General features: G+C 42.4%; 20 protein-coding genes. 8 read left to right on the top strand and 12 right to left on the bottom strand.

Going from position 1 to position 26,049, the window contains the following annotated elements:
* Positions 1-54 precede the first annotated feature (54 nt).
* The gene (locus DBR32_RS13750; protein WP_124636939.1) at positions 55-888 is read left to right on the top strand and encodes a hypothetical protein; all 834 of its coding nucleotides are present in this window, start codon (positions 55-57) and stop codon (positions 886-888) included.
* A gap of 52 nt (positions 889-940) precedes the next feature.
* Here DBR32_RS13750 and gltX read toward each other — a convergent pair whose 3' ends face one another.
* From gltX to DBR32_RS13770, 4 genes are all read right to left on the bottom strand, one after another.
* Positions 941-2,464: a glutamate--tRNA ligase gene (gene gltX, locus DBR32_RS13755; RefSeq protein ID WP_124636940.1), complete on the bottom strand. Its 1,524-nt coding sequence runs from the start codon at positions 2,462-2,464 to the stop codon at positions 941-943.
* Positions 2,465-2,656: 192 nt separating this feature from the next.
* On the bottom strand, positions 2,657-3,280 hold the full coding sequence (locus DBR32_RS13760; protein ID WP_124636941.1) for a bifunctional 2-polyprenyl-6-hydroxyphenol methylase/3-demethylubiquinol 3-O-methyltransferase UbiG: 624 nt from the start codon (positions 3,278-3,280) through the stop codon (positions 2,657-2,659).
* A gap of 51 nt (positions 3,281-3,331) precedes the next feature.
* Positions 3,332-3,865, bottom strand: a complete 534-nt coding sequence (locus DBR32_RS13765) for a GNAT family N-acetyltransferase (protein ID WP_124636942.1) — start codon at positions 3,863-3,865, stop codon at positions 3,332-3,334.
* Between the two features lie 562 nt (positions 3,866-4,427).
* Entirely contained in the window at positions 4,428-5,672 is a 1,245-nt protein-coding gene (locus DBR32_RS13770) for a PQQ-dependent sugar dehydrogenase (protein ID WP_124636943.1), read from the bottom strand.
* A 226-nt stretch (positions 5,673-5,898) separates the two neighbouring features.
* Between DBR32_RS13770 and DBR32_RS13775 the strand changes: the two genes are divergently transcribed.
* Positions 5,899-7,560: a DNA polymerase/3'-5' exonuclease PolX gene (locus DBR32_RS13775; RefSeq protein WP_124636944.1), complete on the top strand. Its 1,662-nt coding sequence runs from the start codon at positions 5,899-5,901 to the stop codon at positions 7,558-7,560.
* A 37-nt stretch (positions 7,561-7,597) separates the two neighbouring features.
* Here the strand turns inward: DBR32_RS13775 and DBR32_RS13780 are convergent, their stop codons facing one another.
* Positions 7,598-8,566 (bottom strand): MoxR family ATPase, encoded by a 969-nt coding sequence (locus DBR32_RS13780; protein WP_124636945.1) that lies wholly within the window; start codon positions 8,564-8,566, stop codon positions 7,598-7,600.
* A 118-nt stretch (positions 8,567-8,684) separates the two neighbouring features.
* On the bottom strand, positions 8,685-10,028 hold the full coding sequence (locus DBR32_RS13785) for an MFS transporter (protein ID WP_124636946.1): 1,344 nt from the start codon (positions 10,026-10,028) through the stop codon (positions 8,685-8,687).
* Between the two features lie 574 nt (positions 10,029-10,602).
* On the opposite strand from DBR32_RS13785, the gene DBR32_RS13790 reads away from it, so the two are divergent.
* Complete coding sequence (locus DBR32_RS13790; protein WP_199724510.1) at positions 10,603-11,772, top strand: GNAT family N-acetyltransferase; 1,170 nt, start codon at positions 10,603-10,605, stop codon at positions 11,770-11,772.
* 107 nt (positions 11,773-11,879) lie between these two features.
* On the opposite strand, the gene DBR32_RS13795 is transcribed toward DBR32_RS13790, so the two are convergent.
* The 3 genes from DBR32_RS13795 to DBR32_RS13805 all read right to left on the bottom strand — a co-directional run bounded on the left by DBR32_RS13795 (position 11,880) and on the right by DBR32_RS13805 (position 14,245).
* Positions 11,880-12,086, bottom strand: coding sequence for a hypothetical protein (locus DBR32_RS13795; RefSeq protein WP_124636947.1), 207 nt, complete (start codon positions 12,084-12,086; stop codon positions 11,880-11,882).
* Positions 12,087-12,191: 105 nt separating this feature from the next.
* Complete coding sequence (gene chrA, locus DBR32_RS13800) at positions 12,192-13,451, bottom strand: chromate efflux transporter (RefSeq protein ID WP_124636948.1); 1,260 nt, start codon at positions 13,449-13,451, stop codon at positions 12,192-12,194.
* 80 nt (positions 13,452-13,531) lie between these two features.
* Complete coding sequence (locus DBR32_RS13805) at positions 13,532-14,245, bottom strand: outer membrane beta-barrel protein (protein ID WP_124636949.1); 714 nt, start codon at positions 14,243-14,245, stop codon at positions 13,532-13,534.
* A 98-nt stretch (positions 14,246-14,343) separates the two neighbouring features.
* Here DBR32_RS13805 and DBR32_RS13810 point away from each other — a divergent pair, with 98 nt between their 5' ends.
* Together DBR32_RS13810 and DBR32_RS13815 are read left to right on the top strand one after the other, a co-directional pair.
* On the top strand, positions 14,344-15,360 hold the full coding sequence (locus DBR32_RS13810) for a dipeptide epimerase (RefSeq protein ID WP_233559747.1): 1,017 nt from the start codon (positions 14,344-14,346) through the stop codon (positions 15,358-15,360).
* Between the two features lie 195 nt (positions 15,361-15,555).
* The gene (locus DBR32_RS13815) at positions 15,556-16,284 is read left to right on the top strand and encodes a class I SAM-dependent methyltransferase (protein ID WP_124636950.1); all 729 of its coding nucleotides are present in this window, start codon (positions 15,556-15,558) and stop codon (positions 16,282-16,284) included.
* Between the two features lie 54 nt (positions 16,285-16,338).
* Here DBR32_RS13815 and DBR32_RS13820 read toward each other — a convergent pair whose 3' ends face one another.
* From DBR32_RS13820 to DBR32_RS13830, 3 genes are all read right to left on the bottom strand, one after another.
* On the bottom strand, positions 16,339-17,961 hold the full coding sequence (locus DBR32_RS13820) for an ABC transporter substrate-binding protein (RefSeq protein ID WP_233559748.1): 1,623 nt from the start codon (positions 17,959-17,961) through the stop codon (positions 16,339-16,341).
* Positions 17,962-17,992: 31 nt separating this feature from the next.
* On the bottom strand, positions 17,993-18,922 hold the full coding sequence (locus DBR32_RS13825; protein ID WP_124636951.1) for a hypothetical protein: 930 nt from the start codon (positions 18,920-18,922) through the stop codon (positions 17,993-17,995).
* A 98-nt stretch (positions 18,923-19,020) separates the two neighbouring features.
* Positions 19,021-19,836, bottom strand: coding sequence for an SPFH domain-containing protein (locus tag DBR32_RS13830; protein WP_158606001.1), 816 nt, complete (start codon positions 19,834-19,836; stop codon positions 19,021-19,023).
* A gap of 535 nt (positions 19,837-20,371) precedes the next feature.
* On the opposite strand from DBR32_RS13830, the gene DBR32_RS13835 reads away from it, so the two are divergent.
* The 3 genes from DBR32_RS13835 to DBR32_RS13845 all read left to right on the top strand — a co-directional run bounded on the left by DBR32_RS13835 (position 20,372) and on the right by DBR32_RS13845 (position 26,007).
* On the top strand, positions 20,372-21,064 hold the full coding sequence (locus DBR32_RS13835) for a zinc metallopeptidase (RefSeq protein WP_199724512.1): 693 nt from the start codon (positions 20,372-20,374) through the stop codon (positions 21,062-21,064).
* A 185-nt stretch (positions 21,065-21,249) separates the two neighbouring features.
* A complete protein-coding gene (locus DBR32_RS13840) occupies positions 21,250-24,327 on the top strand; it encodes a tetratricopeptide repeat protein (RefSeq protein ID WP_124636953.1) in 3,078 nt (1,025 codons plus the stop codon).
* 33 nt (positions 24,328-24,360) lie between these two features.
* On the top strand, positions 24,361-26,007 hold the full coding sequence (locus DBR32_RS13845; RefSeq protein WP_124636954.1) for a TonB-dependent receptor: 1,647 nt from the start codon (positions 24,361-24,363) through the stop codon (positions 26,005-26,007).
* Positions 26,008-26,049 lie beyond the last annotated feature (42 nt).

A 26,049-nucleotide genomic window follows, 5' to 3' on the forward strand; every position in this document is an offset into this window, starting at 1 on the left:
GCGGCTTTTCTGTATCCCAGCAAATAACTATCTTTGAAGGCGTAAAATGAATATATGTACAAAAAAATACTATTAGGCCTTGGCCTTGCCTTTATCGTAAACTATGCCCTCGCACAACAAACGAATGGCATACGGCCCCTGAGAGAAAAGGGGGCATATGATCTGAACCTTTACGGAGGCCTAAGTATGCCTTTGGGCGCATATGCGGGGACTGTGGGCTCGGCGCGTAGCGGATTTAGTGCAGGACTGAATTTTGACTATTATTTTTTATTGAATAACAGATTGGGTTTAAGTTTTGGATTGCTGTATCAAACACATGGGAAGGATAGTATAAAAACGAATGGTGCCTATAACTTTACGTTTACGAATGGTTACTCTACCTTTTATCAGGATCAGAAGGCGACGTACCGTCAGTTTGGATTGTTTTTAGGCCCGGTTTACAAAGTATATGCCTCCGCTCGTTGGAATGCAAGTGTTTATGCCAAAATAGGCTTTGTGAACCAGCATAACCCTGACTTTTACCAGACACTTTATGCCTATAATGCTACTACGCAAAAGTATGTAATAGTAAAGATACCTTATACGGCCCTCAATTATGATTCGCCGCCAATTTCCCTGATGAGTAATTTCGGTTTGAATGTACAGTATAAGATTACCCCCAAAATTGGTATTGGTTTTCGTGCAGAATACTTGAGTATTACAGAAGGAACGGGCAGAATCGGTGAAGTTGTATATGCGCAGAAAAAAAGCCTTGAGCCGAATGGGATTACTGTTAATAGTAAAAATGTAAGTGATGTTGATTTGTATTTTGATACGGAGGGCACCGCAAAATCTTCTGTTCCAATTCAGTCTTTAAATTTCAATGTAGGTATACACTATACGTTTTAAAATAATAAAATCCCCGGAAGAGACCTTCCGGGGATTTTATTATTCTTTTTGATTAGGCCAGTAAAAGTAGGGCGCTTGCCACTCTTTTTTTCGTTTCTGCCGCACCAATAAAGGTAATAATATCAAAAACACCCGGGCCGAATTTGCCACCGACAAGCATAATACGCAAAGGCATCATCAATTCTCCCTTCTTGATACCATGTTTCGCAGCGCATTCCGTAAAGGCAGCTTCCAGATCGGCAGCATTTGCCGTATCTTGTAAAGTCTCGCTCCATTCCGTAAAAAAGGCCGTTTTCTCAGTCGTCCATTTTGGTTTTACCGCATCCAGGTCTAAATGATCCGGTGCCTGAAACAGGAAAGAGGCCTGCTCCGTAAAGTCAGTCAGTAAATGACAACGTTCCTTAACCATCGCTACTGCTTCGGTCAGTTTTTGATCATCTGTAATACTGATGCCTTTCGCTTCAAAATAAGGTTTCACTAAACCGGCTAAACGGTCATTGTCCGCACGTTGTATATGTTGTTGGTTATACCATTTTGCTTTTTCATAGTCAAATTTCGCGCCGCCTTTATGTACCCGCTCTAAAGAAAATAACTCAGAAAGTTCTTCCAAAGTGAAAATTTCCTGCTCGGTACCCGGGTTCCAGCCCAGCATCACCAGCAGATTCACAAAGGCCTCCGGTAAAAATCCTTTTTCCTTAAAACCATCGATCAATTCTCCTGATTTAGGATCCTTCCATTCCATAGCGAATACCGGAAACCCGAGCCGCTCTCCGTCCCGTTTACTGAGTTTTCCATTACCATCCGGTTTTAAGATAAGGGGTAAGTGCGCCCATTTCGGCATTTCGGCTTCCCATCCTAAATACTTCCACAACATGATATGGATAGGCGCGCTGGGCAACCATTCTTCTCCGCGAAATGCATGGGTTATTTTCATTAAGTAATCATCAACCACCACTGCCAGGTGATAAGTAGGCATACCGTCACTTTTCAGTAAAACTTTATCATCGACCACATTCGTTTCATGGCTGATATCTCCACGAATTAAATCGGTGAAGTGTACTGTTTCATTTTCCGGCATTTTAATACGCACCACATAAGGCACACCTGCATCAAGCAATGCTTTGACTTCCTCTGTAGATAAGTTCAGCGAATTGCGCATTTGGCTGCGGGTACGATGATCATATTGGGGAGATGGGTTTTCCGTAGTTTTTAAGGATTCCCTCATTTTTTCCAATTCCTCCGGAGTATCAAAAGCATAATAAGCATTACCTTGTGCAATCAGTTGCTCTGCATACTGACGATACATGGGTTTACGTTCACTTTGACGATAAGGGGCAAAGTCACCCGGTTTGCGCGGGCTTTCGTCGGCGGGTAACCCGGCCCAGTCCAGGCAATCAAAAATATAATCTTCCGCACCTTCTACAAACCTTGTCTGGTCTGTATCTTCTACGCGAAGCACAAAAGTACCTTTATGTTTTTTTGCAAATAAATAGTTGAATAAAACCGTACGTACACCACCCAAATGCAGCCCTCCTGTGGGGCTGGGTGCGAAACGAACCCTTACTTGATTTTCCATGCTGCGAAGTTATTGTTTTTGTGTGAGCCCGAAAATAAATGCCCTATAAAATGTATGTAAAAAGAGATATTCGGCCTTTAGGATGCCCCTATGTGTGGTTCCATTTTTTTCAATACACGATTCCGACCGCAGCGGGGTGCATCGTGCATGGCTGTATTCTTTTATAATAAGAGGAGGCTTATAGACTGCCACTTATCGCTTCTTTCCGACAAACCGGATTACAGAACCCTCTCCCTTATGGTACAGCCCTTCGTTGAGAGAAATAATTTTTTCTGCTAAGGTGATAAACTCATAATTATGGAAATCGGTTTTGATTTCCTCAAGAGAAAATAGTGATGCAAGGTCTTTCGGGCCGCCCACCTTTTCATCCTGCTCCAAATAATGAATATGGTTTTTACTGAATGCTTCAAAGATTACGATTCCGCCTTTACGTAAATATTTATCCAGCGTTTGATGTATCTGCGATTTAATGTTTGCCGGAAAATGTGCGTAGATTAAGGCGATCGCATCGAATTGGCCCTCTGTATAATTCAGGGTTTCTAAGGAGCCTACCTGGTAATCAATCTGCACCTTATTTTTATCGGCCAGTTGCAGCGCTTTTTTCTGTCCCTCTATACTAATATCAAATGCCGCAACGCTCCAGCCCTGTTGCGCCGCAAATACGGCATTACGTCCTTCTCCTTCTGCCGGGAAAAGGATCGTTCCGGGGATTAATTGTTCCAGCTGCTCTTTTAAGAAATTGTTTGCCTGTTCTCCATAAGCAAATTCCTTATCCGCATAGCGTTCATCCCATTTTTTTGTCCAGGTATCTATCATCTGTTTCGTGTTTTATTGTTGTCTTAATGTGAGTATTCCCGAAGTGTAATGTTAAAGATTTAAAGATAAATGAATGTCCTTTGGTTCAAGGGCAAACAGTGCAGTATCTATTTCTGTCGCCGGTACAGCGCCATGGCCCAAGTAAAAGTCGACCGTATTTTTGGTTGGTGTGGCAGAAATGTACAGTTTATCCATACCGAATGCTTGCGCAGCTGCTTTACATGCCTCAAGCAGTCTTTGTCCGACACCCCGACCTCGGACACCCTTGCTGACATAAAGAATATCCATCTTGCCATAATTCAATTTTATGCCCCTTCTTTTATTTTCGACAGAGGCTACTCCTACCAGCGTATGTTCCTGAAAGGCGCCTATTATTTTACCACCTTCTTCTTTTAGCGTTCTTTGCCTGCTCAGGATATGTGTCAGCTCATCGGGTTCAAAGCTAGTCACTGTTTCCCGCAGTGCATGCAGGATTAATTTCCCATCAATATATTCATAGTATTCCCATATTTCTTCCGCCCGGTCAATTTGTTTGATTAGGTCGATTTCTGCTTCGGTTAGCTCACGGATAATGATATCATGCATAGCGGTAGCGTTTCTTTAGTTTTGTAGAAAGGAAGACCTCATTTATTCGTCAAAATTACAGAAAAGTGCTAATGGTTTATGCGCGTATGATAGGTTGACGATAGCCGTACAGGATGGGATGAATATTTATTGGAAATACTAATGCCCCAAATCCCTTGCAAGGTGAGCATTTGGGGCATTATATAGTAATTGAGTATCCTCTTTTAGGAAACAAGGACTTTCTTTATTCTTTTGGTTTCCATTTACAGCAACTGCTACCTTTTGCCTTGATGCAAAAGGTAGCGCCAAAAAATCAAGGCTATATAAATCCCTGGCTAAAAATCAATGTGTCGGTCGGTCGCAAACCAAACTCGCTGCGCTCAGACAGTGGTTTACGTCTTTATCGACCGAGCCAATGATTTTCTTAACGCCGGATTTATAAGGCCGATTCTAAGTGACCTGTTCTGTTGGGATCGCTTATTGTTTTGCCACAAAAGGACGAAAAAATGGGAGCCTATATGTGGATAATCATAATTATGATATTTTTTGAAAACATAACAGGCCATCAATCTGTATCAGAGCATTATTGTTTTGTTATTCTGTAGAGCCTGCCCTGATCGGTAACAATATAAACCATACCATTGGTGCTTTGAGCGATCGCCCTGAATCGTTGTCCTTGCCCGGTTAACAGGCGTTCTTCGCCAGCTATTTTATTGTTGACAATCCTTAGCCGTACAATATGCGAACCGCTTAGTGCCGCAATAAGCAGATTGTCTTTCCATTCCGGAATATAATCGGAATGGTAGAAAATCATCCCGCTGGGGGAGACCACAGGATCCCAATAGTAAACGGGTTGTTCCATACCTGCTTTTTGGGTAATGCCCCCACCGATGGTGGCACCGCTGTATTCCAGTCCATAGGTAATCACCGGCCAACCGTAATTTTTATTCGGTTGAATCATGTTGACCTCATCACCGCCTAAAGGGCCAAATTCTGTTTCCCATAATACATTACGTAGCTTGTCCAAGGCCATACCTTGCACATTGCGATGTCCGTATGAATAGATCTCGGGTAAAGCACCGGTTGTATTTTGAAACGGGTTTCCGGGTGCGGGCTGTCCATCTTTAGTAATCCGTAGTATTTTTCCCAAAGCATTGTTTAAGGCCTGCGCCAGCGGTCTGGTTGCGAGATCAGATCGTTCTCCCGTACTCACGAGCAGATATCCCTGGTTGTCAAAAAGTAGTCGTCCGCCGTAATGCAGGGTACCGTTGTAAGCAGGCATGGCCTGATAAATGACCGTAGCCGATTCTATACTCGTTTCACTATTGGCCAGTCTGCCTTTGGCCACAGCAGTGAGCGTGCCGCCGCTTACATTTTGAGCGAAGGTCCAGTAGATCATACGATTATTACTAAAGTCCGGATCGAGGGCTACATCCAGCAAGCCACCCTGTCCGCCGGCATTCACCGCCGGAAGTCCCGAAATAGTATGCTCCGGCACGCCACTACTGCTTAAGATCACCATAGTGCCTGCTTTTTGCGTAATCAGCAAGCGTCCGTCGGGTAAAATGGCTATACCCCAAGGGTTGCTGAGCGTACTGTTCAGAATGTCTACTTTTAAAGGGGTATAGGTTTTAATCCCGAAGGTTCGGGTCTGCCCGGAAAAAGCCGGAGGATAATTGGTATTGGCTGCATCGGTTTCTACCGGGTCCAGTTTGGTAATTGTATCATTATCGTTGCCGCCGCCATTGTTGCCGGTTCCATTTCCTTTTTTGCATTGTGTGCTGAATATTGCGATCGCAATCATGAGCAATAAAAATTTTGTTTTCATAGTCTTAAATCATTTATACCTGTGAAAGAAATTTTATCTCTTAATGTTTTCGCTTCGTTAAAGCATACCCAAATATAACCAAATAGACCCGTTATCTGAGGGAGCATTCTCCCAATGTTTTGTAAAGATGCTTGTTGTGAGCGTAAGGGAATAATTGCTTAAGAACTTATATAAGATACAAAAGGATTCACAAAGATAATTTCTGATTTAGCAATATATTTGCGCTATGACAAACCATGATATTGCCGATCATTTTGAGTTATTAGCTAAGTTGATGGATATCCACAACGAGGATAGTTTTAAAGCTAAATCGTATGCCAGTGCTGCTTTTCGTATAGAAAAAGTTCCGGAACCCTTGTCGGAATTGTCTGTGGAGGCATTGAAAGCACTACCGGCTATAGGAGCCTCTCTGGCGGCAAAGATCCATGAACTGAATACAACGGGCCATTTTAAACTGTTGGATGATTATCTACAAAAGACACCGCCGGGTGTAGTGGATATGTTGTCTATTAAGGGCATTGGTCCTAAGAAAATCAGTTTATTATGGAAGGAGCTGGGACTAGAAAGTATCGGTGAGCTGGAATATGCCTGTCAGGAAAACCGTTTAGTTACCGTTAAGGGTTTTGGCGCTAAGACGCAGCAATCTATATTGGATAGCATCGCTTTTATCAAGTCCAATTCGGGCTTTTGTTTATATGCGGAAGCAGATGCATTGCTGTCTACAATAATGGATTATTATCGGGTTCATTTCCCCGAAGCTTTGATTAGTCCGACAGCGGCATTCCGTCAACAACACAGTACCTTGTCGCAAATCGACCTGGTCACCAATTTATCTGTAGAAAATATCTGTGCGGCATTTCAGGAATCCGTCTATGAACAAGAGGTGATAGATGAACGTCATTTTTCAATTACAGTAGCGGGTTTGCCGGCTTTGGTATTTACGCTGGTGAGCAATGATGCACAATTTTACACACATTTGTTTAACACGAGTGGCAGTGCGGCGTTTTTGGAAGGATTTGCAAATCGGTTTGTACTACCGGAAGATCTTAAGAGTGAGCAGGAAATTTTTACTAAAAATGGCCTGGCCTATGTACATCCGGCATTGAGAGAAAGCGAAGCCATATTACAAGTGGCACAAGAGCATGCCTTACCGGAACTCATTATGCCGGGCGATATTAAAGGAATCATTCACAGTCACTCGACGTACAGCGATGGACAGCATACACTGGCCCAGATGGCCCAGGCCGCGAAAGATAAAGGTTATGCTTATCTGGTGATCAGTGATCACTCGCAGGCGGCTTTTTATGCCAATGGTTTGTCTCCGGAGCGCATTAAACAACAGCATGAGGAAATTGACCTGCTGAATCAGAAATTGGCGCCCTTCAAAATATTTAAAAGTATAGAGGCTGATATCCTTAATGACGGACAATTGGATTATACAGATGAAATCCTGTCTACGTTCGATTTAGTGATTGCTTCGGTACACAGTAATCTGAAAATGAGTGAAGAGAAGGCGATGCAACGGATCTTAACGGCAGTGCAGCATCCCGCTACCCGTATTTTAGGGCATCCTACAGGTCGTTTACTACTATCACGTGCCGGATATCCCCTCGATCATAAAACGCTGATTGATGCCTGTGCGGCGCATAAAGTAGTGATCGAGATCAATGCGCATCCCCGTCGCTTGGATTTAGACTGGACCTGGATTGAATATGCGCTTTCGCAGAATGTCTTACTTTCCATTAATCCGGATGCGCATAGTATCGATGGTATGGACCTTGTCAAATATGGCGTATTGGCAGCGCAGAAAGGTGGATTGGCCGCAAGGCAAAACCTGAGTTCTTTCGATCTTCCGATGATGGAACAATTTCTTAAAAACTATAAATAAGTAATCTGAATGGGGGCTTTTGCGAGTCCCCAATTGTTTATCCGCTGATCTTTTCGATAAAACTTTCGATCGTCACGTCCTCCGTCGCAGCCTTGTAATTCAATACAATTCTGTGGCGAAGTACGGCTGTCGCAATCGCTTTTACATCTTCAATATCAGGAGAAAACTTACCGTGTAATACTGCATGGCATTTTGCGGCCAGGATCAGGTTTTGGGACGCACGCGGACCGGCACCCCAGGCCAGGTATTTCGCGGCAAGTTCATTGCCGGCAATCGTCGGACGGGTGCGCTGCACCATTTGTACGGCATAAGACAATACATTATCCGGTACCGGCACCTTGCGGATCAGCGACTGGAAGTAAATGATCTCTTCGCCGGTAAGTACCTTGGGTACTACTGCATTGATATTGCCGGTTGTCTGCTTTACAATTTGTAATTCCTCTTCAAAAGAAGGGTAATCTACCTTAATCAAAAACATAAAACGATCCAATTGTGCTTCCGGTAAGGGATAAGTTCCTTCCTGCTCAATCGGGTTTTGCGTGGCCAGTACAAAGAAGGGTTTTGGTAAATTATATTCTATACCCGATATGGTTACATTGCGCTCCTGCATGGCTTCCAGCAAGGCCGCCTGCGTTTTGGGCGGGGTACGGTTGATCTCATCGGCCAGGATAATATTGGCAAAGATGGGTCCTTTGATAAATTTGAAATGACGATTTTCATCTAGGATTTCAGAACCGGTAATGTCGCTGGGCATCAGGTCAGGAGTGAACTGTACACGTTTAAAACTTAAGTCCATTGCATCGGCCAGGGTTTTAACCAATAAAGTTTTCGCTAATCCCGGTACACCAACCAGCAAACTATGTCCGTTACATAAAATAGCGATGACTAATTGCTCTATTACTTCAGCTTGTCCTACTACTACATTGCCAATTGCCGATTTTAAAGTCTCATATTTCTGCTGTAAAAAGTGTACTGCTTCTACATCCGAAGAAAATGTCTGTATCATATTTCAAAAATAAATGGATTAAAGGCCAAAAACAAATATTATTTGCAGGCTTCTATGGCGATCTATACTATAGGCCTTTGTTATTCATGGCTCAAAAAAGCCTTTCCCTGATGGATGCTTAGCGACTCCTTTGCAGTTTTGCTTTGGATGCGAAAATCAGGAGCAGAAAACCAATAATAAAAAAGGAAATCAACGCTAAAATGGCATTGCGCATATTGCCGGTGATCTGCTCGATAAAGCCGAAGCTGAACATACCCAAAACAATAGAAAGCTTTTCCATCACATCATAAAAACTGAAGTAAGAGGTATTGTCATGGGTTTCCTGGGGAATGAGCTTGGCATAGGTTGAGCGGCTTAAGGATTGTATACCGCCCATAACAATGCCCACCAAGGTGGCAATTCCGTAAAACTCATAATTAGTACGGGTGTAATATGCCAGGCAGCAGATGATAATCCAAATAAAAATATTTAGCATTAATACTTTAAAATTACCCAGTTTTTCGGAGAGCCTGGCCATCAGCATCGCACCCAGTATGGCGACGAGCTGTATGATGAGTATGGCCGGTATCAGGTCTTGTGCACCCATATTCACCCATTCGCCATCTACTAATTTTTTTACCTCTTTGCTGCCAAAGAGCGCTGCTGCCAGCATCACCGTTTGTACCCCCATACTGTAAAAGAAGAACGCCGCCAGGTAAATTTTTAATTTGGGCATGGTCTGCACTTGTTTCCATACTTTTTTAAGGGCACTAAAACTACCCCTCACCACACTTTTAGCCTTGCTGTTTAAAGAAGGCACTACGGTATTATTGGGTAATACTTTAAATGGAATCAGCGACCAGCCTAACCACCAAAGGCCTACTAAAAGGAAAGAGACACGAGGCCCCCAGTCTTCTGTCTGGCCAAACCAATCTTCATATTTGAAAACGAAAATCAGGCAAATGAGCTGTAGTAAGACGCAGCCGATATAGCCATAAGCGAAACCTTTGGCACTCAGTTTATCCTGCTCCTCTTTCGTTGCGATTTCCGGCAGGTAAGCATTGTAGAAAACCAAGCTGCCGCAATAACCAATGGCTGCAAGGATAGAGAGGCAAATGCCCAGTTCTATTTTTGTTTTGGTGAAAAAATATAACCCTATACAGGCCATAGCACCGAGTATGGTAAAGAATTGCATATAGCGTTTCTTATTTCCTTTCGAGTCGGCCATAGAAGACAGAATCGGAGATAAAAAAGCGATGACCAAATACGCAAATGCCAGCGCATAGTTGAGCAGGGCACTATTCAGTACGTTAATCCCGAAAAAAGACACATGGTCTTCTGTCTGTATATTTCGGGTAATAGCAACATAATAGATAGGGAAAATAGTGGAAGTGATGACCAGGTTATAAGCCGAATTGGCCCAGTCATACATTGCCCAGGCACGGTGTATTTTCTTTTTATTGGGTAATGATTTGTGTATCATGCGACTAAAGTACAAAGTCCGTATGGAGAAACCATAAGGACAGATAAAAATAATATTGAGTATCCTCTTTTAGGAACAAGGACTTTCTTTATTGTTTTAGTTTCTAATTTATAGCGATTGTTACCTTTTGCCTTGATGCAAAAGGTACCGTCAAAAAATCAAGGCTATAATAAAACCATGGCTAAAAATCAATCTGTCGGTCGCAAACCAAACTCGCTGCGCTCAGACAATGGTTTACGACTTATCGACCGAGCCAATGATTTCCTTAACGCCGGATTTATAAGGCCTATCCTAAGCGATCTGTTCTGTAAGGATGAAAACAGGCATTTTTGGTTCTCGTATGTTTATGGAAACAAAAGGACGAACAAAAGTGTTGCTCATATATGGATTTCATAAAAATAATATTCATCCTAAGTATTTCCACTCCGGTATGTACGACTCCCGCTGAAACGGCTGTTTTAACGTAGATTTCTCAGTATGGCACCCTGCAATTCCGCTACCTTTGGGTTTTCAGAAAATGATACCGGCCTTATTTTTTCTACAATACGGCCGAAGCGTAAAAATATCTATATCCTTGAGTTACACTTATACCCTTTACAAAACAGTAGCCGAGCTTCCGGAAGAATGGGATCTTTTAGCCGGCAATATTTTTCTATCCCGAAACTATCTGTCGGTTTTAGAGCAATCGGCGCCCCTTAATATGGCCTGTCGGTTTATTGGTCTATTCGACCAGGGGCAACTGATCGGTATTGCTTTGGCTCAATTCCTAGATGCACATCAATTAACCTCTTTTGGTGAGCGTGATCAATGTTTTAAAACTGAAATTAGAAAATTTTTATTTAAAAAATTATCGGCACGTGTTTTGCTAATCGGCAATAATATGCTGACCGGACAAAATGCATTTGCCCTATCGGAAAAAGCCGATATGGATAAGGTTGCCGAAAGTCTTAAGGAGGTTTTAAAAGACCTGCAAAAAGAATTTAAAGCGCAGGGGAAGAAAATTCATATTACGGTATTGAAAGACTTCTCGAAATCGACAATTAAACCCTTGGCGCAGGAGTTCAGAAAATCCTATCAATTTTCGGTGCAACCCAATATGGTACTTAGCATAGAGGAATCCTGGAAAGAGGAGCAGCATTATCTGGATGCTTTATCTAAAAAATACAGGGATCAATATAAGCGTGCCCGTAAAAAGGCGGCCGGACTGGAAAGCCGTGAATTGTCTTTGGCTGAGATTATTCATTTTGAGGAGCGAATCTATGCGTTATACTTTCAGGTGGCTAAAAATGCTCCTTTTAATACCTTTTTGTTAGCTAAAAATCATTTTCGGGTACTTAAAGAAATGCTGCAGGACAAATTCTTGCTTTATGGCTATTTTTTTAAGGATCAGTTGATCGGATTCAGTACGATGATTCAAAACGGCGATGCGATAGACACCTATTTTCTGGGCTATGATGAGGCATTTCAAAAGGAGCAGATGCTGTACCTTAATATGTTGTATGACATGCTTGCTTATGCCATCAAACACGAATTTAAGGAACTGATTTTTGGCCGTACTGCTTTGGAGATAAAAAGTTCAGTAGGGGCCAAACCGGTAAAGATGTATGGGTTGCTCACTCATCGGAATGCCTTGTTGCAGAAGAATATGCATTGCTTTTTTGATTATCTCGAGCCGGAGGTGGACTGGAAAGAACGTAATCCGTTTAAAGAAGCGGCGTCTGTAGCAGCGCTACAGATGCAGTAAGAATGCTGCTGGTCTGCCTTTTGGAAATGTTTATATGCCAGATTTCGCGCGAAGATATAAAAGAATAGGCTCCNNGGAGCCTATTCTTTTATATCTTTTACGGAAAATTAGAAATCTTGTTTGGCTACTTTATCTTTAATCGCCTGTAAAGCTTTCGCTTCACCTAAGATAGCACTCATTTTATTTCCTTTACCATCATCACCTTTAGCAATATAACCGCCTCTTGAAGTTTTAGAAACTACTGCGTTGTGCATTGGTACGTTTTTCTCTTTAGTTTTTAAGCAATAAGCTGTAATGAATTTTGAAGTATCCATACTGGTTTGTTTTTTATATTAATTAATTCAAGGCAAATGTAACCTATTTTCATATACAATGCTACAAATCAAGGCAAAACACAGGCACTTAACAAAATTTTTGAACTAACCCCAAAAATACCCTAAGATCAGGGCTGCCGCTACTAAGACCGGGGGAGGGAGTTTGGTATATCGCAGCGCACAATAAGTACCTGCTAAAACCAGTATACTCAACAGATCTATGTTATGTATCCAGGAAAAACGGAAAAGATTGTTTTTGCTGATATGTAAGATATCCATAGAAAATAAAATACCTGATGCCCAGACGATACCTACGATCATCGCGTTGATTCCTTCGAGTGCCCGGTAGATAATGGCATGTTGTTTTAAGTTCTGGTAAATAGGGTAGAAGAATAGTAATAACAAAGTGCTGGGTAGAAAAACAGCAGTTATCGAGATCAGTCCGCCTAATATTTGCCAGCCCGCTCCAAAATTATTCATAGACATCCCACCTACATAAGCACATACGGCAAATACTGGTCCCGGTATGGCCTGTACCATACCAAAACCGGTAATCAGCTCGGAGGAGCTCAGGAATGGCGTTTTTCCGATAGACAAGGGTCTTGTTACAAACTGGAAGAACATCATGGGTAGTAAGGCTTGTCCGCCCCCATATACCAGGCTTCCGAAACGATAGAAGTTTTCCGATAGGTTAAAGATTCTGCGGAATTCCCAATTACTGAGCCGGGCTACCTCACTAAGCGCTCCGACTAAAATAAATACGGCAATATAAATCCTGATATTGATCCATTTCAGCTTTTTACGAGGCTCTGTTTTTTCCGGAATACGCTTATTACTTAAATTAGTAATCAGCCCGGAAAGCACAAACATGATCGGAATAATCCAGGGATTGTGAAAGGTAAGCGTTAAGAGGGCACAAACGATCATGATGATCCAGGTTGCCAGATTCGTCACCGATTTCTCCATCATTTTCAGCGCTGCATACACCACAAAGCCAATTGTCATGGGATGTATATAATGAAATACGGTGGTCTTGATCGATTGTATATTCAGATACGTAATCAGAAACGAAAATGCACCCATCAGGATGGCAGCCGGAAGCACCCATATCAATAAGGTCATGATCGCTAAGGTAGGGCCACCCCTTTTGTAGCCGATCAGCATGATGGTTTGGGTAGAGGAGGGACCCGGAAGCATTTGACTGAAGGCATTAAGCTCCAGTAGCTCCTCTTCTGTAATGTCTTTTCTACGCTCTACAAAGATGCGCAACATCATGCCTAAGTGTCCCTGAGGGCCACCAAATGCAGCAATCGTATATAACAATACAGCCTTTAAAAAGTCGATATGTCGGTAAAGTTTTGACAAAAAAGAGATATAGAAGGGCAAAATATAAAAAAAGCGAAACTTAGAAAAAGTTTCGCAGGGTAATTTTTGAAATTTGTTTTCTACAGTCCGCTAATACATAAGCCAAATGACATAGGCCTGATGTCTTCGGGACCGGCACCTGTATTAAATAAAGGTGTTACGGTATATTGGGCAAACAAGCTGAAATTACCATAACCGATTCTTACGGTCGGTGTAAGGCGCCAGGTTTGCAAATAACGTTTGGTATTTGTTTTTTCGGTTACAAACTTTCCTTCGATAGATTCGCGCTCTTTGTAGTGCGCACCGCCGATACCGTTAAAGCCTATTTTGGCACCAATGGCAAATTTAAAACCGGTATTTCTATTGTGCTTATTCGCGAAATAACGCAACTCTAAAGGTGCTTCCACATAAGTGGTATTGAATTTTTGCCCCTTAAAGATAGTTTTATCGGTATTGGTAAAGGTTACCCCACCCGTACGGCCGTTTAATACTGCACGCTGGTTTTGGAAATAAATATTATTAGCAGTAAAGCCCAAACCGGCACCAAAACTAAAATTGGATTTTTTGATTGGAAAATCATAGCATAAATAAGCACTGATCCCTCTGCCTACACCTCCGGTATTTACGGAATCCGGAGCGCCTGCCCAGCGGTCATGAGATAATTGGATCATAACATGATCTCTGGAAGGTTTGCTGACAACCTTCTTAGCGGTACCATCCGCTTCTTTATCCTGTGCCGATGCTGTTCCCAAGCCCAATATACCCAACATTACAATGCCGAAGATTTTCTTCATAGCTATTTTATATTTTTATTTTAAAAGTGTACAAAGATAGGTGATTAACTTTGCTATTTTTGCCTATTATTTAATTTTTTAGACTTTAAAGCCCATATATGCTGCAACTAACCTATCAACGTCATAGTTTCCCTTTTCAGTATCCGTTTCAAATATCAAAAGGAATAAAAACCCATCAGGAGAGCCTCACGATCACCTTGGGTATTGCGGCACTCAAAGGCTATGGAGAAGCGACTGCGATTACCTACCACGGGGTGACGGTTGAAGGCATGGTTGCTTTGCTGGAGGCCAAGCGCATGATGATTGCGCAATATACACTGACGACACCCGATCGCTTCTGGCACTTTTTACACCACCTTATCCCCGGCGAACACTTCTTAACCTCGGCTTTGGATATGGCTGCCTGGGATTTGTATGGGCAGATGCGCCGGATGCCGGTTTATAAACTTTTAGGATTGGCGTGGCAAAATGTTCCCCTAACTGATTATACAATCGGGATAACGACTCCGGCCGAAGCTGCGGATCGGATCAAGGCCCATCCCTGGCCGGTTTATAAATTGAAGTTGGGTTCACGACAGGATATGGAAGTAATCAGAGCCGTAAGGGCAGCGACAGATGCGGTTATTCGTATTGACGCCAATGAAGGCTGGAATGTAGAGGATGCTAAAGCATTGCTCCCGGAATTACAGCAGATTGGTGTGGAACTGATCGAACAGCCCTTGGATAAGGCCGATCTGGAAGGCATGAAGGTTTTAAAAGAGCTCACCCATATCCCTATTATTGCCGACGAGGCCTGTCAGGGCGAAAAAGACCTGGTGATCTGTGCCGACCTTTATGATGGGATCAATATCAAATTGTCTAAATGTTCGGGGATTACACCGGCTTTGGAACTAATCAAAAAGGCAAAAGCATCCGGATTGAAAATCATGCTGGGCAGTATGAATGAAGGGATTGTGGGGGCTTCTGCATTAAGTCATTTACTGCCCTTGGCCGATTATGCCGATATTGATGGCCCTTTGCTGTCTGAAGATACAACGGGTATGACCGGGATTCGTTATGAAAATGGCCATATCCTGCAACCTCAGGGCACGGGATTTGGCTTAAAGCCGGCATAAGTATTACCCTCCGGGCTTTTGATGTGTGGTATGGAAAGGATTCATTTAAGAAGAAATTATCTTTAGATGATCTGAACACTGTTCTATGATTTACGACCCACTTATGGTAGCGCAGTTTGAGGTATTCATTGCTTCTAAGAATCACCTTAAGGAGCAACAATGACTGCGGGTGTCAACCTGTTAAACCCTTCTATAATGAATAATATATATGAACCGGACTATGTGAAAAAGTTGTTCGATCAGATGTCGGGCTCCTATGAACGAATGAACTATGTTACCTCCTTTGGTTATTCTATAAGGTGGCGAAAGCAAATGCTTCAAAAACTGGGGCAGTCCGATCAGCCCCTAAAAGTGCTCGATCTGCTCTCCGGATTGGGTGAAAACTGGGTGTATCTGAAGCAACATTTCCCCAATGCACACTTTTTTGCGCTGGATTTTTCTGAAGGAATGATGGCGCGTGCACAGCGAAAAGCACAAAAAGTATTTAAGGGAAACCTGAACCATTACTGTGAAGATGTATTGTACAACGAACTGCCCGATGCTCATTTTGATATCATTTCCTGTGCTTTCGGACTAAAGACATTTAACCCCGAACAGTTGCACATACTCGCCGGGCAAATAAACCGGCTGCTGAAACCAGGTGGAAAATTCTGTTTCATCGAAGTATCTAAACCCACTCCGTCTCTATTACAGGCAGGGTATCGATTTTATTTGGGGAAGATGATCCCCGTAATCGGGAAACTGTTTTTAGGCAATCCAGATGATTACAAAATGCTATGGATTTATACCCGGCAGTTTGAGAACAGTAAACAAGTTAAGGAAATCTTTACACGACAAGGCCTGGAGGTTAATTATGACCAATATTTATTTGGCTGTGCCACCGGGATCAGTGGGGTAAAGACCAAAGGACAGGTACTCCTGTAAAATACAGGATACATCGACTAAATATTAATTCAAATAAGCATATTTAATCCCAGGTTATTTCCCGATTTTTACCCTTCTCAGATCTATAATATTGAGTGGGTTTTCGGAGAAGCCGCTGATATTATTTTGGGTAAAATGCAGCATTTCATCATAGAATAAAGGCACGACTGGTGCCTGGCTGCTGATCAGGCTATCCATCTGTGCATAGATACGGAAGCGCTCCGGGTCGTTTACAGATTTTAGGCTGCGCTCATACATCTGATCAAAATCAGGACTGTTGAATCGGGTGTAATTGGGCGGCGCCGGAAGCTTGCTGTAAAAAAAAGCCAGATAGGTCTCCGCATCAGGATAGTCTGCAATCCATTGTGCTTTAAAAAATGGGGCTTGTGAGCGGCTCATTTCCTGGCGCAATAAACCGGGTTGCATGACTTGTACCTTTGTGGGAATCCCGATATCATTCAATTGTGTCGCCACGAAATTACAAACATCCACATTAGCCTCAGGAGATTGGAGTATAACAGGGCTTAATCCTTTCCCATTGGGGTAGCCCGCTTCGGCCAGCAGTTGTAACGCCTTTGCCGGATTATAATCGTAAGGAGTTGCAAGCCGCTGCTCCGTGCCCGGCATCCCTTTAGGGATAAAGCCTGTCGTGGCCGGTATGCCCACACCGTTGCGGAAATAGGTGACAATTTTATTGCGGTCAATCGCGTGATTAATAGCAAGCCTTACTTTGCGGTCCAGCATGGCACTACCCTTGGTTTTAGCGCTGTTAGGATCTACTAATATACCCAGGTATTCCGTGTTGAGATACACCATTTTATTCAGTTGTATCTTGTTTTGGAAATCGGGTTTTAGAGTACCTTTCTTCGTAAGTACCAGATCCTTAAAAGAGCCATCCAGCCCATTGACAAAATCCAGTTTCTTTTGTAGGAATAATAAAAATTCAGTGGCTTTCGTGTCATTGAAACTCACTTGAACGGCATCCAGATAGGGCAACCTTTTACCGGCAGTATCAGACTCCCAGTAATTTGGGTTCTTATGCAAAACCAGCGTATTGCCTTCATCCCAATAGGTAAATTGAAAGGGGCCGGTACCACAGGGATGGCTTCTGAAATCCTTACCCCATTTTTGTACTACCTCTCTAGGCACGACAGAACAATAAGGCATGCTTAAGATTTCAGGTAGCGGACGAAAAGGCTCTTTCAAGTGAATGACAAAGGTGCTGTCATTGATTGCTTCAAAAGGTTTATGGGCGCGCACCCGATCATTAAAGATCCAGGCGCCGGAAGAGGCGGTGGCCGGATCGATCAGCCGGTCGAAGCTATATTGTACATCTGCGGCCGTCATGCGGCGGCCTTTTCCATTAGGGAAAGCATCATTGTCGTGAAAAAAGACATTGGTGTGCAAGTAAAAGGTGTACTGTAAACCATCAGGGGAAATCTCCCATTGTTTCGCCAAAGAAGGGACTACTTTGAGGTCCGGGGCGACTTCGGTAAGGGTACTAAAGATGAAATGCACCCCCCACATGATACTCAGGTTTTTGGCAAAAGCAGGATCCAGCGTTTCTAAGCCCTGCGCCTGGTTATAACGGAAGACCATTTTGCGCTCCCCGGCTTTCTGAGTACAAGAACCCAGTAAGGTGAGGCATAATAAGAAAACAATTGAGTTGCGTAGCACAGAGGGGGTTTGTTTGAACAGTAAATGCAATTTATTTCTCCAGGTTTATGGCTTGTGGTCTGCCACCGGCAGGCCGGAAGTTGCCCTGTACGATACCATTACTGATGACCGCACTGAATTTACCCCAGCTTCCTTCCGCTTCAAAATGATTGCTTCTGAAACTGCCTTGTATCGGAATGGCTTTGCCCGTTTTTACATTATACAATACACCACTCAGAGTCTTATCCACCACCGGGTCTAGCTGTAGCAGCACGGCATCATTTCCGATCTTGCCGGTGTATAGATTAGGTAGGCTATTGGTAATCATTTTTTTCATTTTTACATCCGGGTTTAGCCCGAATACCCCAAATCCATAATTGCTCAACAGGTTTTCAACAGGTTGTACCGGGATATCCAAAACAGCACGGTAAGGTGTGTTTGCCGGGAAGCAGGCTCCGGACTGCATGGAAATAATACCTTGTTTTAAAGTGAAAATACCCAAATTGTTTTTCAGGCATTTTTTGATCTCTTCCTTGCTTTCCGCAGGTATATATTTCTCTACGGCATCTGCATGCTGGCGCAGGATCATCTTTCTCAGTTCACCCAGTCCATTGACCGAAAAAAGATCGGTAAGGCTGATCACTTGTCCGGTGGCTGTATTGAAGACCAGGCTTTTTTCGGGTAAGGCCAATGTACTGTCGATTGGCGTACAGCGCACAGACAAGCAACGATTGTTATTCTGGAGGATAACATAGTCATAAGCGCAGGTCAGGCTATCCTTATGTGGTTCGGCCAGGCTACCCACAGTTGCCAGCTGCAGGTAATCATTAATCAGTTTGCTGGCTTTCTTAGCTTTTTTATGATAAAATACAGGTACACTGCCATCCTTCATCTTAAGGGTGCTTACTTTGAAATAATTGTCCTGTGCACTTAAGTGTAGAAACGAAAGGCTCGCGATAAGGGTAATGAGTATTGCTTTCATGGTTGTTTAATAAAGTATAGAACAGTTGAGCATAGTATGTCGTATCCGGTTGTATGGTTGTGCTATCAAAAAGGAAGTATTAAAAGACTCCCGCTTTACTATTTATTGGGCAATTGCAATAATAATCCGCCATTGCCGCTTTGCACTGTAGGTAGTACGCCATCCCATTTTTGTATCTTCATATATTCAATATAGTTTGGACTAAGAGAGACCTGTTTTCTCCTGATTGCTTCTGCTTCTCCTGCCGCCGCAATAACAGCCGCCGCACTATCCGCTCTTGCTGCCGCGATTTTTCGGTCTCCTTCTGCAATAGCTACTTTCGTCTGGTTTTCCGCAACCTGTACTTCCTGTATGGCCTGCGTTTTGGCTTCGATGCTTTTTTGCAGCGCAGGAGGAGGCACAATATTAGTTCTTAACTGTGAAATAGTAAACCATTTAGACACCCTTTTGTTGGCCTCTGCGACAATATCGCTCTCAAACTGTTCCCTTTGATTAAAAATATCGTCTACAGACCATTTATTGGCCACATCATTTACCGTACCCACGATGGCGGTCTGTAACCACTGTTGTTCGATGGCTTTTACATCCAGTCTCAGGTTGGAAAACATATCACCAATATCGCCTGCTTTTAAAGAGTAGTTGAATGAAGGCTTAATCGTGGCGGCAAAGCCTCCTTTAGAGATCACTTGCTGTTCCGGATAGTCAATATGCTGCTGGAAAGTCGGAAATTCATATAAGCGGCTCACCCAGGTATTGATAATAACCCATCCCGTTTTGTATTCGAACTTGCTGATACCCCTGCTGTCTCCGGTTAAATTTACTTTTATCCCTACATGCCCCGCATCCACTCTTTCTAAGGTAAACGGTTGTATAAAGGCTGCGATTATGCCTATTGCCGCAATGCATATGCCCACTAAAATCCTGGATTTTGGGCTTCTTTCACTAGATTTATGCTTGCTTTTAATATAAAGAAAGGCGATAAGAAGAGATAAGACAATAAAGAAAATAGTTACCATTTAATAAGTTTTTTAATTAGGGAATGTAGCAGTAAAAAGTATAAAGCTATTTCAATGACGATAGCAAGTAACAGTAAGATGGTGTTGCTTTGCCGGTTAATCAGGTACTCGACATTTATGGTTGTGCCCACAATAAAGAGGAGTATCCGGATGCAAATAAGAAAAATGTTCATTATTAATATGTTTTAAGCATAGGCCGGTTGTCGGATTTCGTAAATGGCTGCCGGAAAGAAGATATTACCTGGCGCATGGATGACCGTTCTTTTCGCACAATACCTTCCTGTTGACCACTGAATATTTGGCATTAAAACGGTCGTTGTTTAAAATACCCGGCCAGTTTCGGGCATAAAAGTATAAAAATGTCATAACATCTGTCAAAAATTAATTTGGCCATAAAATTGTATCTTTAAGCAGAAACCAAAAATCAACAATTATGATGGGTTATTACCTGATTGCCGGTATCATGTTTCTTGTGGGCATGTATGTGAGCAATCGCTTAAAAAGTAAATTTAAGGAGTATGGTGAAGAGCCGCTCCGTAGTGGCATGACCGGAAAAGATATTGCCGAAAAAATGTTGCGCGATAATGGAATTATGGATGTGAGCGTGATTTCCACGCCCGGTATGCTGACCGATCATTACAACCCTTCCAATAAAACCGTAAACCTTAGCGAAGATGTGTATGGGAGTAACAGTATTGCTGCTGCAGCCGTTGCGGCGCATGAATGTGGCCATGCCGTACAGCATGCAACGGGATACAGTATGTTACAGTTCAGGAGCAAAATGGTACCGGTAGTAAATATCAGTTCCCGTTTATCTCAATGGGTCATTTTGGCTGGTTTGGGATTTATGTTTGGCCGCTCCAATCCTATTATTTTGCTGGTAGGGATTGCACTGTTTGCCTTTTCCACGATCTTCTCCCTAGTCACCTTGCCGGTCGAGTATGATGCGAGCAATCGGGCACTTAAATGGCTGGAGCAAACCGGGATCACAGCCGGAGCAGAACATGATAAAGCGCAGGATGCTTTGAAATGGGCTGCCAGAACCTATGTGGTTGCAGCAATAAGCTCCGTAGCAACACTTTTATATTACATTTTATTATTTACCAACAGCCGTTCAAGAGATTAAGTACGGTCATACTGCATCACTAAGCGGCTCCTTTTCGGAGTCGCTTTTTTTATTCAAACATTTAACGATAATTTGTTGGGTAGAATAGCTGAATACTTATCTTTGTTGGTTTGTGTATATCTATACCGCTTCATGGATATATATTGAATATATTTTCAATATAGGAAAAATACATATTTTTAGCAATGCGTCGAAACTTTAAATCTATCATACAACATACGTCCTTAGCAGTGGGCACTCTTTTTACGACAGCGACTGCATTTGGTCAAACCGCCATCGATAATTTAAAGCCCAAAGCTTTATTACAACATGGTATCGAACAATACCAGCAAGGGCATTATAATCTGGCAGCCCATACCTTATCTGAATTTTTACAATACAAAGACATCCCTTCTAAAGAGACCGACCCTGTTATTGCTCATGTAGACAGAGACCAGGCGCAGTATTACCGAATATTGTCCGGGGTAAAGTTGCGTAACCTGACGGCTATAGATGAGGCTAAGAGTTATACGACGACTACGGTGAATGTTGCGTATCGTCAGCGGGTAGCCTTTGAATTGGGTAAGTATTATTTTGAAAACAACAGGGACCTGTCTGCAGCCATTACCTATTATGAAATGGCAGGCTTGGATAACCTGACCAATGCCGAAATCGCCGATACGAAATTTGAACTCGGATATTGTTATTTCCTGAATCAGCAATTTGATAAAGCACGTAATTTATTTGTAGGGATTAAGGAAATTCCGGAAAATAAATATTATCTGACAGCGAACTATTATTATGGTTTGCTGACTTATAATGAGGGTAATTTCGATGATGCCCTTAAAAGTTTCCAGCGGGTGCACAATTCACCCGAATACAAAGACATTGTCCCTTATTACGAAACCGAAATTTATTATTTCAAGGGAGATTATGATAAAGTGCTCAGCAATTCCCGCCGTTATTTGAACAGCAGTGATAAATTGTATTATGATAAAGAATTGCGCTTATTGACCGGGCAAACCTTGTTTGAACAGAAAAAGTATAAAGAAGCACTGCCTTATTTTGAACACTACTATAACAATAGTGAAAAGGTTAAGAAAGAGGAACTCTATGAGATTGCCTATACCTACTATCAGTTAAATAAATATACGGAAGCGATTGATAAATTTCAACAGCTCAGCAGTGCACAGGATTCTTTGGGACAAACCTCCATGTATTTATTGGGAGATTGTTATTTAAAAACCAATGATAAAAAAGGTGCCCGTAATGCCTTTGGCTTGTGTAGCGAGATGGATTATAACCTTCCACAGAAAGAAGCCGCTTTGTTTTTATACAATAAACTGTCTTATGAATTAGGCTTTGATCCTATGGCTACGGTCGGATTTAAGCGCTTCCTGACCGAATTCCCGAATAGTACCAATGCCGCGGAAGCAAAAAATCTACTTTCTGCCATGTTGTTGAAAAATAACAACTATGCTGAAGCTTATGATTTACTTGCAAACGCAACACCACAAACAACGGAGACAAAGAATCTGTTCCAAAAAGCAGCGGTAGGCAGAGGATTACAATTATTACAGGATAAACGCTATGAAGAAGCAGAACAATACCTAGATGAATCTTTGAAAAATCCGGCAAACCCTGCACTGGAAGCCATTGCGTATTTCTGGAAAGGAGAGTTGGACTATAAGCAAGGTCAGTTTACAGAATCGGTAAGCGCGACGAAAAACTTTTTAAGAATAGCGAAAGGCAATGAGGCGGCGATTACAAAGATCAGTAATAAGGCGACGATACAAAATGCGAATACCAATCTGGGTTATGCCAGTATGAAAGCAAACAATTTTGCAGATGCACAGACCGCATTTGCCGATGCCCAAAAAGGGACCGCTGGTACGGTAGCGACCGATGCTGTAGTGCGTCAGGCCGATGCTGCATTTATGCAGAAAGACTTTGATAATGCTGCGAAACTATATGATAAGGCAATTGCGGCAAACTCCGGCGATCCGGATTATGCCCGTTATCAGAAAGCATTAATCTTGGGTTTACAAAACAAGCAGGCTGAAAAAGTGACCTTGCTGAAATACATTACACAGAATGGAAAGTCGGCCGTAAAAGAAGAAGCAACACTGGAACTGGCCACAGAATATATCGCGATGGATAAGAACGTAGACGCGATTGCCCTTCTTGAAAAACTAAACACCAATAATGTTGCCCTGCAGTCTAAAGCCGCATACCAACTGGCTTTTGCGTACCAGGACAATAACCAGAACACTAAGGCGATTGAGGCTTATAAAACGTATTTGAGTAAGTACCCTGCCGCCGCAGACCGTACGACCGCTTTAAATGCGTTAAAAACTTTGTATGTAAGTGAGGGGAAACCCGAAATGTATGCAACCTTCCTGGCGCAGGAAAACATTGCCGTTTCTGATAAGGATGATGTAGAAAATGCCTTTTTCGATGCTGCCGATAATGATTTTTCGAATGCTAAATATGAAAATGCAATTACGCATTATCAAAAATACCTGAGCCAGTACCCTAATGGGCTATACACCATCAAAGCTTTATACTATCGCGGAGAAAGCTATTATCAGTTGAAAAAATATGATAAAGCCCTTGAAGATTATAATGCGTTATTGGACAAACCCTGGAATGAATTCTCGGAAGATGCAGCTATGCGTGCAGCGACAATGAGTGCAGATAAAAAGGATCTTGCTACTGCGAAGAAATACTACAACCTTTTACTGCAGCATAATGCGACCGAAAACCTTCCGGCTACTTATGAAGGGATGATGAAGATTGCTTTTGAAGAGAAGGATTATACGGCCACCGAAAAATACGCGAATGACCTTATTGCCTTACCGGAGGTAACAGAACAGACACGACTGGCGGCGCAATTGTACAAAGCGAAAATGTTGCAAAACAATAATCAACTCAATGAGGCGAAGACGATTTATCAGCAGTTAGATAAAAATAATGTGGGCAACATCAGCGCCGAGGCCCGCTACCGGATTGCTGAAATCCTGTTTGCACAAAAGAGTAATACAGAAGCCGAAAAAGCAGCGAGTTATGCAGCACAGGCCTCAAACAACGATCCTTACTGGGCCGTAAAAAACTATATTTTATTAGCCGATATCCTTGCCAGTAACAAAGATTACTTTAATGCGAAAGCAACCTTACAAAGTATTGTGAAAAATGCGAGTGATAAGACTTTAGTGCAGGAAGCAAAAGATAAACTGGAAAAAATAAAACAGTTAGAGAAGAATAAAAGCAAGTTGGCAGAATAATCTATAAAAATTCATTTTAGAAAAAGAGAAAGAATGAAGTATTTCAATCATAAATCATTATGGGCCACCTTGGTATTGGCAGCTCCTTTAAGTGGAAGTGCGCAGGTAAGCAGGAACACCGATACCACATTCAAGACCCAGTCATTAAATATATATGCTACCTATAAACCGGAAGTAGCCCCTACACCCAAACCGGAATTTGTACCTTCATTGCCCGTAATCGATACGGCAAAGCCCACTTTCAGCTATGCTGTACCACAGCAGGCACTAAGCTATGCCTATAAAGCAGAGCCTATAAAACCGCTGGCCATGAAGCAACAAAAGGAAACCCTGCCATTTGAAAATTATATTAAATTGGGCATCGGCAACCTCAGAACATACCTTATTGATGCCGGAGTAGGGGGTATCTATGGCGATAATTATGACCTTAATTTTCATTTTAACCACTTGTCACAAAAAGGGGATCGTTTGTATCAGCAATGGTCACAAAACGAACTAAACGTCGGCGGAAGCTATTATTTCCCGAAACATACCCTGAATGTACAATTGACAGCAGACCGGCGCGCTTATCGTCAGTATGGTTATGACAACGATATCTATATCTACGACGAAAAACAAGTAAAGCAGGTATATTCCGGTTTCGACCTTAAGGCCTCTTTGAGCCCGTCTATGGCTACCTTTTGGGACCTGAAATATACCCCGTCAATAGACCTTTATGTATTAAATAATACCAGAGGTGCTACAGAGCGTGCTTTTGGCCTTGCCTTACCGTTTTCCAAAACCATAGACTCAACGTTCTCCTTTTCTTTGGCACTGAATGCCAACCTTACCCAGTATGATGATAAAAACAAAATTACCGGTAATGGTTTCTTACAACTGGCACCGGCAATAGACCTGAGCTTTGCAAAAACAAAAATTCACCTGGGTATCAAACCAACCTGGGCTAAGGAAGATAAAGTATATCTTTTACCCGATCTGACCCTGGAAACGACTTTGGCCCGGAATTCCTTACGCCTGCTTGCCGGATGGACCAGCGAGCTGAATCAGAATACCTATAAAAGTTTAAGTACCTGGAACCCGTATATGCGCTATCAGTATACACCGGTACAGGGTACGACCAATCATGTGTTTGGCGGCTTTGATGCTGCGCTGAGCAGTCATCTGCAAATAGGAGGTACGGTTGGCTATAAATGGTGGAACAATATGGCCATGTTTGCCAATAACTACACTGATAGTACTGACGGTCGCCAGTTCAACGTTATATATGATAAAGTAAGCGCAGTAAACATAGAAGCGAAAATTGCTTACCAGATCCATACTAAATTCAGCCTTAATGCCAGCAGTGTCTGGAACTTTTATGATCTGAAGAGCACACAGGAAAAAGCATGGCATTTGCCGCAGGTGAGCATTTCGGGTGGGTTCAACTGGAGTCCATTGAGTAAACTGAATATTGGTGCAGGAATCACCATCTACGATAAAATGTTTGCCAATAAGGCCGATGGAACCTATCGTAAATTACCGATGATTGCCGACCTTAATGCGACGGTAAGCTATACCATTATTCCAAGATTAAACATTTTCGTACAAGCCAATAACATATTAAACCAACGTTATCAATTATGGAACCAGTACCCTGCTTATGGCATCAATGTACTGGGTGGAATCCGATTTAAATTCTAATCCTTAATTTGCGTAACGTATATTTGTATATATACACTAAAT

The sequence above is a fragment of the Taibaiella sp. KBW10 genome (genome assembly GCF_003852495.1).
In the GTDB taxonomy this organism is placed as follows: domain Bacteria; phylum Bacteroidota; class Bacteroidia; order Chitinophagales; family Chitinophagaceae; genus Edaphocola.

What these genes read in the sequence shown, in the direction of transcription:
- DBR32_RS13750 (WP_124636939.1), top strand. Translation starts at nt 55, where the DNA reads ATGTACAAAAAAATACTATTAGGCCTTGGCCTTGCCTTTATCGTAAAC.
- gltX (WP_124636940.1), bottom strand. Translation starts at nt 2,464, where the DNA reads ATGGAAAATCAAGTAAGGGTTCGTTTCGCACCCAGCCCCACAGGAGGG.
- DBR32_RS13760 (WP_124636941.1), bottom strand. Translation starts at nt 3,280, where the DNA reads ATGATAGATACCTGGACAAAAAAATGGGATGAACGCTATGCGGATAAG.
- DBR32_RS13765 (WP_124636942.1), bottom strand. Translation starts at nt 3,865, where the DNA reads ATGCATGATATCATTATCCGTGAGCTAACCGAAGCAGAAATCGACCTA.
- DBR32_RS13770 (WP_124636943.1), bottom strand. Translation starts at nt 5,672, where the DNA reads ATGAAAACAAAATTTTTATTGCTCATGATTGCGATCGCAATATTCAGC.
- DBR32_RS13775 (WP_124636944.1), top strand. Translation starts at nt 5,899, where the DNA reads ATGACAAACCATGATATTGCCGATCATTTTGAGTTATTAGCTAAGTTG.
- DBR32_RS13780 (WP_124636945.1), bottom strand. Translation starts at nt 8,566, where the DNA reads ATGATACAGACATTTTCTTCGGATGTAGAAGCAGTACACTTTTTACAG.
- DBR32_RS13785 (WP_124636946.1), bottom strand. Translation starts at nt 10,028, where the DNA reads ATGATACACAAATCATTACCCAATAAAAAGAAAATACACCGTGCCTGG.
- DBR32_RS13795 (WP_124636947.1), bottom strand. Translation starts at nt 12,086, where the DNA reads ATGGATACTTCAAAATTCATTACAGCTTATTGCTTAAAAACTAAAGAG.
- DBR32_RS13805 (WP_124636949.1), bottom strand. Translation starts at nt 14,245, where the DNA reads ATGAAGAAAATCTTCGGCATTGTAATGTTGGGTATATTGGGCTTGGGA.
- DBR32_RS13810 (WP_233559747.1), top strand. Translation starts at nt 14,344, where the DNA reads ATGCTGCAACTAACCTATCAACGTCATAGTTTCCCTTTTCAGTATCCG.
- DBR32_RS13815 (WP_124636950.1), top strand. Translation starts at nt 15,556, where the DNA reads ATGAATAATATATATGAACCGGACTATGTGAAAAAGTTGTTCGATCAG.
- DBR32_RS13825 (WP_124636951.1), bottom strand. Translation starts at nt 18,922, where the DNA reads ATGAAAGCAATACTCATTACCCTTATCGCGAGCCTTTCGTTTCTACAC.
- DBR32_RS13835 (WP_199724512.1), top strand. Translation starts at nt 20,372, where the DNA reads ATGATGGGTTATTACCTGATTGCCGGTATCATGTTTCTTGTGGGCATG.
- DBR32_RS13840 (WP_124636953.1), top strand. Translation starts at nt 21,250, where the DNA reads ATGCGTCGAAACTTTAAATCTATCATACAACATACGTCCTTAGCAGTG.
- DBR32_RS13845 (WP_124636954.1), top strand. Translation starts at nt 24,361, where the DNA reads ATGAAGTATTTCAATCATAAATCATTATGGGCCACCTTGGTATTGGCA.